The following is a 12546-nucleotide window of genomic DNA, read 5'->3' on the forward strand; positions in this document are numbered from 1 at the left end:
CGGGACCGGGCTCAGCCGGGCAGCAGGACGATCCGTTCGCCCACGTGCCGTTCGATCTCGGCCCGGCTGTAGAGCAGGGGGACGAACTCGCCGTCGCGCCACGGCTCGGCGTGGTCGCGGTAGTGCGGGCTGTCCGGGTCACCGGACTGGCCTGGCCCGTTGATCACGAGGGAGCGGTCCCACTCGCCGACGTCGAGGACCATGCGGAACGACGGGCCGTTGGTCTGGCGGAAGTCGGAGACCCGGTAGGAGGACTGGTTCACGGTGTCCTTGGAGCCGCCCCGGGGGAAGGGCCCCACGTCGAGGCTGGCCGGGTCGTCTTCCGCGCCGCCCCGTCCGACGGGGTGCGCGAAGAGCGTGTGCTGCAACCGCCCCCACTCCCACCGCCGGTCGTTGCCGCCCAACAGCTCACCGGTCTCCCGGTAGGCCGCGCGCAGCGTGGTGAGCAGCAGCTCGTCGCGTTCCTCCTGGTCGAGCCAGCGGCCCGGGTTCTCCAGCTCCTCCACCAACACCAGGGTGTCGGGTTGTTCGATGATCTCCGCTGCCTCCGGAGCGGCCAGGCGGACGAACTCCGGACCGAGGTGCCGGGACAACCACACCTCGAACAGGGCCGCCGGGCCCGAGTCCGCGGTCTCCACGTGGTCCCACCCGACGAGGAGGTCGCGGGCTCGGCTGGTGATCGCGTCCCCGGGCTCCAGCCCGGGCAGCAGCGCGGTGATCCGTCGCGCGGGCAGGGACAGCTGGTCGAGCTGGAGGGCGGCCGAGTCGGCCAGACCGTGGTCGGTGTCCTGGGCGAGCACCTCGGTGATGCGCTGGAACCGGAACGGGTTGGTCCACTCGTACCCCAGCCCGTACTCCTCGTGCGGGAAGTCCGGTGGCAGGTTCATCTCGTTGGCGGTCGCCACGTACCCCTCGGCGGGATTGCGCGAACGCGGCAGCTCGGCCCCGTCGTGGAAACCCGTCCACTCGTAGCGGCCGTCTCCCGGGACGGGCAGCAGACCGTCGTAGCCGGAGCGTTCCGGCGCGAGGCCGCCGGGCACCCAACCGATCTCACCGGAGACGTCGGCGTACACCTGGTTCTCCGTCGGCGCTCCCCACGTCCGCATCGCCTCCTCGAACTCGTCGAAGCTCCGGGCCCCCTGGTAGGCGAGGCTGCCGAGGTAGGGGGACATCCCCGGTTCGCTCCACGCCGTTCGCACCGCGTACCCGAGGTCGCGGTCCTCGTCGACGTGGATGAGGGGACCGTGCCGGGTGTGCCGCGTCTCGACGGTCACCGCGTCCTCTCCGGCGACCTCGATCCGCTGTTCCTCGACCTCCACGCGTTCCCACCCGTCCCCGTAGCGGTACCGGTCGTGGTCGGCGGGATCGAGTTCGTAGACGTAGAGGTCCTCCTGGTCGATGGAGAAGATCGTCAGGCCGAAGGCCGCGGTGCCGTTGTGCCCGATGGACACGCCGGGCAGTGCGGGCTCACCGGCGCCGATCACGTCCAGCCCGGGTGCGGACAGGTGCGTGACGTACCGGAGGGCCGGGGCGGAGTAGGCGCGGTGCGGGTCGTTGGCGAGGATCGGGCGCCCGGTGCTCGTCCGTTCGGGCGCGACCACCCAGTTGTTGCTGCCCACCACGGTCGGGTCCTCCGCCTCGAGGACCCGCACCTCCCCGTCGGAGAACGCGACCCCGCTGGTTGCCAACCGGAACGTGTCGAGCACCTCGTCCCCGATGGCGCAGGGGTCGAGCCCGTCGGGGACCTCGGTGGTCCAGTCCGGTTCGAGGCCACGGCGCACCAGGTCGGCGTCGGTGCCCTCGGCGCACGCGACGCGCGCCCGGGCGACCTCACTGGTGAGGTTCCTGGTGAGCCCGTGGCTGCGGATCCGGACGACGTCCTCCGGGGCCCACCGGGAGGGCTCGTACCCGAGTTCGGCGAACTCGGGTGGGAGCTGGTCGGGGTTCTCCTCCAGCCAGTCGACGTAGGCGTTGATCCCGGTGACGAAGGCCGTCACGGTGCGTTCGGCGTCCGGTCCGTAGCTCGCCCACTCGGCCTCCATGTCGCCGTCGTAGAGGAAGAGCCGGGCGGCCCTGTCCTGTTCGACGTAGTCGGGCCCCAGGTCCGAGGACAGCTCGCCGAGTCCGCGTTTCCGCCACAGGTCGATCTGGAAGAGCCGGTCGCGGGCCGCGTTGAACCCCTGCGCCAGGTAGAGGTCGTCGGTGTTGGCGGCGAAGATGTGCGGGATCCCCCACTCGTCGACGAGGATCTCCACTTCCTCGGAGAGGCCGGGGAGGGTGACGGTGGTGCCGGCCCGCTCCTCACCGTCGGCCGCTCCGGAGGCGGTCACGGGCAGCAGGGCCACCAGCGCGACGGCCGTCGTTCGTCTCCGCCACCTGGCGGCGGGATCACGTCCGGTACTCGGTATGCGCATGACTACTCCGTCCGAGCGGCCCACCTGACGTGGGCTTCGGACACGAATCGTGCATGCAACGTGAATATTTCACCATGCGCCCCAGCAGGACCTCACTCGAACGGCCCAGGGCCGGGCGGCCACCACTACTCCACCTCGATCAGTGACCTACTCCGTCCGGCCGGGACCGCCGGCGTGCCGACGAGGACCGCGCACCCCGGACGGGACCGCCCGACGGTCGACCGGGCGCGTCCCCTCTCCGCGCTCGGTGTTCACCCGCTTTCCAGCGCCCGCGCGACGAAGTCCAACTCCCGGTCCAGCACGTCCGCCGGCTGGGTGTGCCGGGCCACCGAGTGGCGGTAGCTGACCGCCAGCGCCAGCAACGCCGCCGCGCTCTCGATGTCGTCGCTCCCCTCCCGGGCCCCGACCCTTCCCTCCCCGACGAGCGCCGTCTCCGCCGCCGGCCCCCCGGTCGCTTCCCGCGCGGCGATGAGCACCTCCCGGATCTGGGAGACGATCCCGCGCAGCCGCGCATCCAGCGCGTCCCGGACGGCCGGATGGGTGTCGGTCTCCCGCCAGAGCAGGTGGGACAGCAGCGGTGACGCGTCGAGACCTCGGTCGAGCGCGGCCACCAACTGGCGCAGGCTGGTGGCGACGTCCCCGGGGACGACGACCGAGGTCAGGTCCACCCGCACGTCTGGCAGGCGTTCGATGAGGGCCGCCAGCAGGTCCTGCTTGCGGCGGAAGTAGTAGTGCACCAGCCCCTTGGGGACCTCCGCCCGTTCGGCGATCCGCGAGGTGGGCGTGGCGTCGAAACCCGATTCGGCGAACAGCTCGCCGGCGGCGGTCAGGATGCGCTCCCGCGCCCCGACACCGTCCCGCTGGCCTGTCCGCCGCACCCTGCCGCTCCTCGTCGAGCCTGCCGCCGCGTCCGCCACGCTCACCGTTGTCCCTCCCCATACGCCGGTCGTGCCCACAACGGGTCCGCCTTCTCGGCACTGGACACGTTATGGGCACGCCGGGCGCGGGGACACCGCCGCCGGTGTGGCCGGCGGCATCCACTCAGTGGGCCATCACCCCCCGGTGAGCGGTGTTCGCCTCGGGCAGCGCCGCCGCGCTCACCAGGACCGCCAGCACACCCACGATCCACGAGGTCCACGCCGCGCCGCCCTGGTCCGTGTACCCGATGACCCAGGGCGCCAGGAACAACAGGACCCCGAAGAGCATGTGGGTCCACTCGCTGGCGACCGAACCGGGCGCCGAGAGCGACCACAGACCGCTGATCGCCAGCAGCGCGCCGAGCACGATCATGGTCCACGCCGTGCCCGCGGTGACGTCCAGCCAGATGGTCGAGATGACCGTGTAGACACCGAGCGCGAACGCTGCCCAGTCCTGCCAACGTGACCACTTTCCAGTCATGGTCTCCACCTCCGTTCCTGCAGGAACTACCCCAGGATGCGCCTTGGTTGGCCAACCGGTCAACCCGTGCGGTCTCGTCGTCCGGCGAACTCGGGACACGTGAACCACAATGGCGGGGAGATACCCCGAACCCTCCGGCCATCCAGGTAGCGTGACACTCATGGGCCTTGCCGACGACCGTGACCTACTACCCCTTGGCTCCGGCTTTGACGTCGCCAAACGTGGTTACGACCGCGCTCAGGTCGACGAGCACCTCGAGCGGTTGGACGCCGATCTCCGCATCCTCGCGGCCGACCGGAACGCGGCCCTGTCGCAGGCGGGCGACCTGGCCCGCCAGTTGGAGGCGGCCCGCTCCGAGATCGAGAGCCTCCACTCCCAACTGGAGCGGATGAGCCAGCCCCCCACCAGTCTGGAGGGGATGAGCGAACGCCTCCAGCGAATGCTCCGGCTGGCGCAGGAGGAGGCCAACGAGATCCGCGCCCGCGCCGAGACCGACGCGGCCGAGATGCAGGCCAAGGCCGAGAAGGAGGCCACCGGCCTCCGGAACCAGTACGAGCGGCTCATCGCCGAGAACGACACGCGTCGCGCCGAGATGGAGGCGGAGCACCGCGCCACCCTGGACAAGGCCAACCAGGAGGGTGAGCGCATCCGTGCCGCCGCGCAGGAGGTCCTCCAGCAGGGGGAGGCCGACGCGGACCGCATTCGGCAGGACGCCGAGAACATCCGCCGGCAGGGCGAGGCGGAGGCCCAGCGGCTCCGCCAGGAGGGCGAGTCGATCCGGCAGAAGGGCGAGCACGACGCCCAGGAGTACCTGCGGCAGGCCGAGCAGACCCGCCAGGCGGCCGACGCCGAGGCCGACGCCCGGCGCAAGCAGGTCGAGGACGACTTCGAGATGGCGATGTCGTCCCGCCGCAACGAGGCGATGCGCACGCTGGCCGAGCAGGAGGCCCACAGCAAGGCGGAGGCCGAGCGGCGGGTCAGGGAGGCCACCGAGGAGGCCAACCGGCGGCTCCAGGAGAGCACGAACGAGGCGCACCGCCGGGTGCGGGAGGCCACGGAGGAGGCCAACCGGCGGATCGGCCAGGCCCAGCGCCAGGTCGACACCCTGCGCCAGACGCGAGGCCGGCTGGCCCAGCAGCTCAAGGCGATCCGGGCGGTCTTCGTCGAGGCCGGCCCCCTGCTCGACCTCGCCGACGAGGACCAGCAGCCGGTCGAGCCGCCCGCGCTGCCGGCCGGTTCGCAGTCACGTCACGACCCGCCCACGCAGCACTTCCCCCGGCCCCACTTCCACCCGGTGCCCGCCGGCCCGCCGGTGCCCGGCTGGGCGCCCGCCAAGCAGCCGCCGCACCAGCAGCACAACGGGGCGGAGGAGACGGTCATCCAGCGCCACCCCCACCAGCGGACCCGGGTCTGGGACCAGTCGGCGTCGGTGCCGGTGAACGTGCCCTCCGCTCCGCAGGACGCGGTCTCGCAGGTGCGGTTGGAACAGCCCCACCCGCCGGCGCCCCCTGCCCCCCAGCAGGCCACCGACGCACAGGTGACCCAGGAGACGCCGGCCCCACCCCCAGCGAACGACCAGGTCGCGGCGGAGACGGCCACCGGCGCCGAGGCCACGCCGGCCGACGGGGCCGGTGCGGACAACGAGGGCACCACGGTGATGGCGATCCCCCGGGCCGAGGACGAGCGGGCCACCGGGGAGGAGCCGGCCACCCCGGCCACCGGGAGCTCCGACGCCGACGCGGCGGTGACCTCGGACGACGGCACCAGGATCATGCGGTTGCCCACGCCGGAGGACGAGCGGGAACCGGAGCAGCAGCCCGCCGAGGAGCAGGGAGCCGAGGCGAGCCAGGGGCACGGGGATGAGACCACCGTGTTGCCCGCTCCCAAGCAGCAGTAGCCGCGCGACAGGCCGCACCACCACCGCGAGGGGTCCCGGTTCCGGGGCCCCTCGCGGCGTTCCGAGCGCGCCAGCTGGAGGTCCTCCTCCCACCGCCCGCCCCCAGGCCCGACCATCCGTTCCGTGCGTTCCCACCTCCCAGCGGCGGCGACCACCACCGGGGGCCGTCGACGAGCACACCACCCGAGGCGGGTGGGAGTTCCCTGGTCGGAGGAACGGCTCACTCCCCCGCCGACGCCACCTCGTCGAGCCACGGGACGAGGCATCCGGCGAAACCGACCGGGTCCTCGACGGGGGCGAGGTGCCCGGCTCCCGGCACCACCCGCAGCGCGGAGCCCGCGATGTCTCCCGCCAGGGCGCGGTGCTCACCGACGGGGACCACGCCGTCCTCCTGGCCCGCCACGACGAGCACGGGCACCGTGGCGGCGGCCAGCAGCGCGCGCGAGTCCCGCCGAGACGCCATGGCCCGCTGCGCCCACGCCACGCCGGCCGGCGACTGCTCGCGCGCCCAACCCCGGACCGCGCGGACCACCTCCGGCCGGGACGCCCGCGTGGTCGGCCCGAGCAGTCCCTCCACGGCCGACTCGGCCGACCAGCCGGTCGCGCCCTCGCGTTCGAGCCGGTCCGCCACCCGCAGCCGGTTGGCGCGCTGTTCGGGACCGTCGGCGCCGGCCCGCGTGCCCACCAGCACCAGACCGGCGACCCGCCCCGGGGCACGCCGCAGCAGCGCCATCGCCACGTAACCGCCCATCGAACAGCCACCCACCACGACGCGCCTGACCCCCTGGGCATCCAGCTCGGCGAGGACGTCGTCGGCGACGACGTCGAGATCGGGCTGGGGCACGTCGCCGTCCCGGGTCAGGGGGCGACCGCCCAGTCCCCGCTGGTCGGGGGCGAACACCCGCCGGCCGGGCCCGAGCAGCGGGCGGACGCCGCCCCACATCCGGGCGTCCACGGGGAAGGCGTGCAGCAGCACCAGGGGCGGTGTCATCCTCGGTCCCTTCCGTCGGTACGCCGGCCATCCTCCCCCCGGCGACGCGGACGCAGCGACCGGAGCGGCCGATCCGACGGGCGGGTCAGGACTGGTGGACGGTGAACTGGTGGGTCTCGTACGGCCCGTCCCAGCTGCGGGGCAGTGGGGTCGGCACGTCCGGGGCCACGATGGAGACGATTTCGTCGAGGACGTCGTCGGCGCGACCGACCCAGAGGTGCTTGGCTCCCTCGAAGGGCACCACCCTGGCCCCGGGGATCGCCTGGAAGCGCTCGTGGGCGGCGGGCGGGCGCAGGTAGTCGTCGAACTCGGGCACGAGCGCGTGCACCGGCTTGCCCGACTCGGCCCACACCCGCAGGTGCTCCTCGCGGCTGTACCGGAGGGGCGGGGACAGCAGGATCGCACCCCGCACCAGCGGGTCGCAGCCGTGCATGAGCGCGAGGTCGGTACCGAAGGACCAGCCCAGCAACCAGACGTTGGGCAGGTCCTCGAACTCGGCGTACTCCAGGGCCGCGACCACGTCGTGCCGCTCGGCGTCCCCGTGGGAGAACTCGCCCTCGCTCCGCCCCGCCGCGCTCTCCGTTCCCCTCGTGTTGAACCGCAGCACCGCGATGTCGGCGAGCGCGGGCAACCGCCAGGCGGCCTTGCGGTAGACGTGCGAATCCATCATCCCGCCGTGGGTGGGCAGCGGGTGCAGGCAGACCAGCGTCGCCACCGGGGCCCTCCGCTCGGGCATCGCGAGCTCCCCGACCAGGCGCAGGTCGTCGGCGGTGTGCAGGGTGAGCGGCTCCCGGCGTGCGGGCAGTACCGTGCCCGCCCGGATCTGTGTACTCATCAACACTCGATCGTGCCATCACCGGCCGCGGTGGCCGGGGTGATCCGGGCCACCGGGACACGGGTCACGAACACCCGTTCCCTACCACCACCGCCGGGTCGGGCCCCGCCTGCCGCGCGCCTGCCAGCACCCGTTGTGCCAGTGCCGACGTTCCTCGGCGCTGCCGTACTCGTCGGCGGGCCAGGCCACCACGTGGGGGATGCCGGCGCGGATCTCGTGGTCGCAGCCCGGGCACCGGTAGGTCTTCACCGCCTGGGAACCGGGAACGGTGCGCACCATCCAGTCACCGTCGGGCCCGGAGACCCGCTGGGCGGACCCCACCCCCGCCGACAACGGGCGCGCGGCGGTGGCCCGACCTCGGACGGCGGACTTCGGGGATCGGTTGCGGCGCGGCACGGACGACCACGGTAGTCGCCCCGGCGCCCGCACCGAGTCCTCGGCCACCGTGACCGGCTGAGGGGCGGGGACGCCGGCAGGAGCCTCGACCGGCTCCGTTCTGCGATGATGGCGGCGTGCCCAGCTACGAGTTCCGCTGCCGTGAGTGCGCCACGACCTTCGAGGTCCAGCGGCCGATGAGCGCCGCCTCCGACCCGGCTCGCTGCCCGGTGGGTCACGACGACACCGTGAAACTCCTCTCGACGGTGGCCCTGGCCCGAGGGGGCGGCGCAGCGCCGGCCGGGGCCGCCGCTGCGACGCCGGCCGGGGGAGGCTGCTGCGGCGGGGGATGCTGCGGCTGACCTCGGCTGAGCGACCTGCTCCCGGCCCGGCGCGTAGGCGTGCGTCGGACGGTTCCCCCTCGGATGACCTCGCGTCGACTCCCTCGGCGGATCGGCGCGGTTCACTCGTCGAAGTTCCGCTCGACCAGGTCCGTCACCCGCCTCAGCGCGGTCTCGGCGTCCGGTCCGGTGGCCGACACGGTCACGGTGTCCCCCCGGCCGGCGCCGAGTCCCATCAGGGCCAGCACGCTGGCGGCGTCCACCTCCCCGTCACCGAAGCGCACCCGCACGTCCGCGTCCAGGCCGGCGATGCTCCTGGTGAGCAGGGCGGCGGGCCGCGCGTGGAGCCCGACCTCGTTGCGCAGAACGAACGTCTCGGCCCGGACCTCAGCGGTCTCGACCGCCCCTTCGGCCGCCGGCCCGGTGAGGGCCGGTCCCCGCGCTTCCGGGCCGGGTGCCGCCGCCACCGCCGCCGCGCCGACCGTGGCGAGTTCGCCGCCGTTCTGGGCGGCCACGGCGGCGGCAACGGCGCCCTCCACGAAGGGCGCGTCGACGAGCAGGACCCGGTCTGGATCGCCCACGCTCTCCGCCGCCAGCTCGGCGGTCATCCGGGCGCTGCCCAGGTCGTAGAGCACGACGAGGCCGGCCCCCTGGTCGGCGTCCGCGACGGCCGTGGAGACCGCGTCGAAGTCGGTGCCCAGGCCTCCTCCCGGCAGCCCGCCCACGGCCTCCAGCCGCACGTCCGGTGCCATCTGGCCGGCGAGTTCGGCCAGTCCCTCCGCCAGTGCCCGGCTGTGGGACACGAGGACCACCGCCACTCTCATCCCTCGCACTCCTTCCCCGGGGTTCGGCTGGGGCTGGGGCCGGGCGAGGCGAACGCGCCCAGCACCAGGGCGGTCGAGCGCGCACCGGGGTCGAGATGACCGGCGCTGCGTTCTCCCAGGTAGGACGCCCGTCCCTTCCTGGCGACGAGGGGGGCGGTCTCCCGCGCGCCGGTCTCGGCCGCGGCGGAGGCGGCGGCCAGCACGGCTCGGGTGTCCCCGCCGTCGCCGACCGCACGTTCCGCCGCCGCGACCGCCGGGACCAGCGCGTCCACCATGGTCTTGTCGCCCGCCTCCGCGCGTCCCCTGGCGACGACGCCCTCCAGGGCGGCGGCGAGCGCGGCGGCGACGTCCTCGGGGCCGAGTTCCACCCGGTCGGGCACCGCCTTGGCGGCTCGGAGCAGGGCCGTGCCGTAGAGGGGGCCGGCGGCGCCACCGACCGTGGAGATCAGGGTGCTGGCCACCAGTTTGAGCACCTCGGCGGGACTGCCGTGCTCACCCTCGTCCAAGCTCGCGCGGACCGCGGTGAAGCCTCGGGTGAGGTTCTCGCCGTGATCACCGTCCCCGATCGCCCGGTCGAGGTCGACCAGTTCGTCGCGGTGCGCGGTGATCACCTCGGCGACCCGGTGGAAGGCCGCCACCACCTCGTCCACCCCGCACCCCATCAGGACCCCCAGTTCAGCGCGGTGGTGCGCACGGGGGCGTCCCACAGCGCGGTCAGTTCGTCGTCCAACCGGAGCACGCTCACGCTGATGCCCCGCATCTCAAGGCTGGTCACGTAGGGGCCGACCAGGCTGCGGCGCACCCTGATCCCCCGTTCGGCGAGCAGGCGTTCGGCGATCCCGTGGGCCAGGTACAGCTCCAGCGGGGGAGTTCCGCCCATCGAGTTGGTGAACAGCAGGACCTCGTCCCCCGAGGCGAACGGCAGGTCGTCGAGCACGGGCTCCAGGAGCCGGCGGACCAGGCCGTCCGCGGGTTCGAGCGGGATGCGCTCCCGCCCCGGTTCACCGTGGATGCCGATCCCGATCTCGATCTCGTCCTCGCCCAACTCGAAACTGGGCCGGCCGACGTGGGGCACGACGCAGGGCGACAGCGCCAGCCCCATCGACCGCACCTGGGAGTTCACCCGGCCCGCGATCTCGGCGCACCGGTCGAGGGAGTCCCCCCGGGCGGCGGCCGCACCGACGATCTTCTCGACGAGGACGGTTCCCCCCACTCCCCGCCGCCCCGCGGTGAAGGAGGAGTCCGTGACGGCCACGTCGTCGTCGACCACCACCGTCCGCACCTCGACGCCCTCGGCCTCGAGCAGCTCGGCGGCCGTCTCGAAGTTGAGCACGTCGCCCGTGTAGTTCTTCACCACGAGCAGCGCGCCCCCGCCCGCCTCCACCTCCCGCACCGCGGCGACCACCTGGTCGGGGGTGGGTGAGGTGAACACCGGGCCGGGGCAGGCGGCCGCCAACATGCCCGGGCCGACGAACCCGGAGTGCAGCGGTTCGTGCCCCGAGCCGCCTCCGGACACGACCGCGACGGCGCCCGGCGGGGTCGGCTCCACCCGGGTGACCACGGCGGGGTCGGTGCTCACCCTGAGCAGCTCGGGATGAGCCAGGGCCAGACCTCGGAGCGCGTCGGTCACCACGGTCGAGGGATCGTTGAGGATCTTCTTCACGCGTCGAACCTCCCTGTCGACCCGCCCGGCTCGTCCGGGCAGGCCCCACGCCCGCCCCCTGACCGGGTGACGGCCGTCACCACGGTGACCCTACCGGTGCCAGAGGTGTCGGGTCGGGTGGCCGGCCGGGGCGGATGCGGACACGGGACGACGGCGCCGCCGGGAGTCACCGCCGGTAGCGCAGGCGCAGGAGCCGGCCCAGCCGCCGCACGGCCCTGGCCCGCCCCGTGAAGGTCATCGGGTTCAGCAGGGGGCGGAACCGCCGCCGCACCACCGACTGCGCCCTGGCGAAACCGCGGAGGCCGTCCTCCCCGTGCACCCGGCCGAAACCCGACTCGCCGGAACCCCCGAAGGGGAGAGCGGGAACGGCGGCGAAGGTGAGGACGCCGTCCACCGCCACCATGCCCGCTCGCAGCCGGGGCGCGAGGTCCGCTCCGGCCGGACCGGCGAAGACGGCCGCTCCCAGCGCGTGGCGTCCGGAGTTGGCCCGGGCGACGGCGGTGTCGAGATCGGGAACGCGGTGGACGACGAGGACCGGCCCGAAGGTCTCCTCCGAACTGACCAGCGCCTCCTCCGGCACGTCGACCAGCACCACCGGCTCGACGTACGGCGGCCGTACGGACTCCACGCCGCCGACCAGCGCCCTGCCTCCCCGCTCCAGCGCCTCGGCGAGCTGGCGGCGCACGACCTCGACCAGGGCCGGGTCGGTCATCGGCCCGTAGTCGGCGTGGGGTTCACCGCCGGGTCGCACCCGGGCCACCCGTTCGACGAGCAGTCGGAGGAACTCCTCCGCGACGGCCTCCACCACGTAGATCCGTTCCACCGACACGCAGATCTGGCCGGCGTTGGACAGCCCGCCCCACACGGCGGCGTCGGCGGCGCGTCCCAGGTCAGCGCCCTCCCCGACGATGAGGGCGTCCTTCCCCCCGCATTCGAGCACGACTGGTGTGAGGCTGTCGGCGCAGGCGTGGAGGACGGCCCGGCCCGTGCTCGCCGAGCCCGTGAAGGAGATCTTGTCCACCCCGGAGGCGCACAGCGCCGCGCCGGTGTCGCCAGCCCCGGTGACGGTGTGGAGCAGTTCGCGCTCCGGCACGCTCTCGGCGAGTGAGGCCGCCAGCCACCGCCCCACCCCGGGCGTGAGCTCGCTGGGTTTGAACACGACCGTGTTCCCGGCGGCGAGCGCGTAGGCGATGCTGCCCATCGGGGTGAGCACGGGGAAGTTCCAGGGCCCGATGACGCCGACGACGCCGAGCGGGAGGTACTCGACCGTGGAGACCTGGTTGTTCATCAGCCACCCGGACGGCACCCGCCGGCGCCCCAGCACCCGCTCCGCGTGCCGAGCCGCCCAGCTGAGGTGTTCGACGGCCATCGCCACCTCGACCCGGGCGTCGTCGACCGGCTTCCCGGTCTCGGCGCAGACGAGGTGCGCCAGCTCGTCGAAGTGGCGGACGAGGTGGCGGCGCCAGGCGGCGAGCCGGGCGGCACGGCCGCCGAACCCCAGCCCGGACCACCACTCGCCGGCGGCGCGCGCCGAGGCGACGGTGTCCTCGACCTCCTCGGGTGTCCGCAGCGGGTAGTGGCCGACGGTCTCCCCGGTGCGGGGGTCGACGGAGGTGAAGCGCCGCGCTCCCGGCCCCGTCACCGACTCGCCGGTGACCGTCCCGCAGCCGCCCCCGGACACCCCCGCCACGCTGTTGTCCTGGCCTGGCACGGGGTTCGGCATGGTGCATCCTCCCAGGGACCGGGGAGCGTCGCGGGCCGTCAGCCCAGTTCGCGCGCCGGACACGTCGCGGTCGTGACAGATCATC

12 protein-coding genes are annotated in these 12546 nt (G+C 73.7%); 2 read left to right on the top strand and 10 right to left on the bottom strand.

The window, feature by feature from the left end:
• Window positions 1-11 precede the first annotated feature (11 nt).
• From ACOJVX_RS20200 to ACOJVX_RS20210, 3 genes are all read right to left on the bottom strand, one after another.
• Complete coding sequence (locus ACOJVX_RS20200; RefSeq protein WP_418152850.1) at window positions 12-2414, bottom strand: penicillin acylase family protein; 2403 nt, start codon at window positions 2412-2414, stop codon at window positions 12-14.
• A gap of 251 nt (window positions 2415-2665) precedes the next feature.
• Window positions 2666-3292: a TetR/AcrR family transcriptional regulator gene (locus ACOJVX_RS20205; RefSeq protein ID WP_026418600.1), complete on the bottom strand. Its 627-nt coding sequence runs from the start codon at window positions 3290-3292 to the stop codon at window positions 2666-2668.
• Between the two features lie 163 nt (window positions 3293-3455).
• A complete protein-coding gene (locus ACOJVX_RS20210; RefSeq protein ID WP_030105491.1) occupies window positions 3456-3812 on the bottom strand; it encodes an SPW repeat protein in 357 nt (118 codons plus the stop codon).
• A gap of 160 nt (window positions 3813-3972) precedes the next feature.
• Here ACOJVX_RS20210 and ACOJVX_RS20215 point away from each other — a divergent pair, with 160 nt between their 5' ends.
• Window positions 3973-5709, top strand: coding sequence for a chromosome segregation protein (locus ACOJVX_RS20215; protein WP_422647014.1), 1737 nt, complete (start codon window positions 3973-3975; stop codon window positions 5707-5709).
• A gap of 220 nt (window positions 5710-5929) precedes the next feature.
• On the opposite strand, the gene ACOJVX_RS20220 is transcribed toward ACOJVX_RS20215, so the two are convergent.
• The 3 genes from ACOJVX_RS20220 to ACOJVX_RS20230 form a co-directional block, all read right to left on the bottom strand.
• Window positions 5930-6700, bottom strand: a complete 771-nt coding sequence (locus tag ACOJVX_RS20220) for an alpha/beta fold hydrolase (RefSeq protein WP_026418602.1) — start codon at window positions 6698-6700, stop codon at window positions 5930-5932.
• An 85-nt stretch (window positions 6701-6785) separates the two neighbouring features.
• Window positions 6786-7535: an alpha/beta hydrolase gene (locus tag ACOJVX_RS20225; RefSeq protein ID WP_026418603.1), complete on the bottom strand. Its 750-nt coding sequence runs from the start codon at window positions 7533-7535 to the stop codon at window positions 6786-6788.
• Window positions 7536-7616: 81 nt separating this feature from the next.
• A complete protein-coding gene (locus ACOJVX_RS20230) occupies window positions 7617-7931 on the bottom strand; it encodes a hypothetical protein (protein ID WP_026418604.1) in 315 nt (104 codons plus the stop codon).
• 116 nt (window positions 7932-8047) lie between these two features.
• Here ACOJVX_RS20230 and ACOJVX_RS20235 point away from each other — a divergent pair, with 116 nt between their 5' ends.
• Window positions 8048-8272, top strand: a complete 225-nt coding sequence (locus ACOJVX_RS20235) for an FmdB family zinc ribbon protein (protein WP_081715388.1) — start codon at window positions 8048-8050, stop codon at window positions 8270-8272.
• A gap of 101 nt (window positions 8273-8373) precedes the next feature.
• On the opposite strand, the gene dhaM is transcribed toward ACOJVX_RS20235, so the two are convergent.
• The 4 genes from dhaM to ACOJVX_RS20255 all read right to left on the bottom strand — a co-directional run bounded on the left by dhaM (window position 8374) and on the right by ACOJVX_RS20255 (window position 12461).
• Complete coding sequence (gene dhaM / locus ACOJVX_RS20240; RefSeq protein WP_026418605.1) at window positions 8374-9075, bottom strand: dihydroxyacetone kinase phosphoryl donor subunit DhaM; 702 nt, start codon at window positions 9073-9075, stop codon at window positions 8374-8376.
• Window positions 9072-9737 carry a dihydroxyacetone kinase subunit DhaL gene (gene dhaL, locus ACOJVX_RS20245; RefSeq protein WP_051313901.1) on the bottom strand — a complete coding sequence of 222 codons (666 nt, stop codon included), beginning with the start codon at window positions 9735-9737 and terminating at the stop codon, window positions 9072-9074. The genes dhaM and dhaL overlap by 4 nt, the downstream gene beginning before the upstream one ends.
• Window positions 9737-10738: a dihydroxyacetone kinase subunit DhaK gene (gene dhaK, locus ACOJVX_RS20250; protein ID WP_026418606.1), complete on the bottom strand. Its 1002-nt coding sequence runs from the start codon at window positions 10736-10738 to the stop codon at window positions 9737-9739. Before dhaK ends, dhaL begins: the two co-directional genes overlap by 1 nt.
• Before the next feature lie 166 nt (window positions 10739-10904).
• The gene (locus ACOJVX_RS20255) at window positions 10905-12461 is read right to left on the bottom strand and encodes an aldehyde dehydrogenase family protein (RefSeq protein ID WP_422647015.1); all 1557 of its coding nucleotides are present in this window, start codon (window positions 12459-12461) and stop codon (window positions 10905-10907) included.
• Window positions 12462-12546: the final 85 nt, after the last annotated feature.

This window comes from Actinoalloteichus caeruleus (assembly GCF_049311605.1).
GTDB lineage: Bacteria > Actinomycetota > Actinomycetes > Mycobacteriales > Pseudonocardiaceae > Actinoalloteichus_B > Actinoalloteichus_B caeruleus.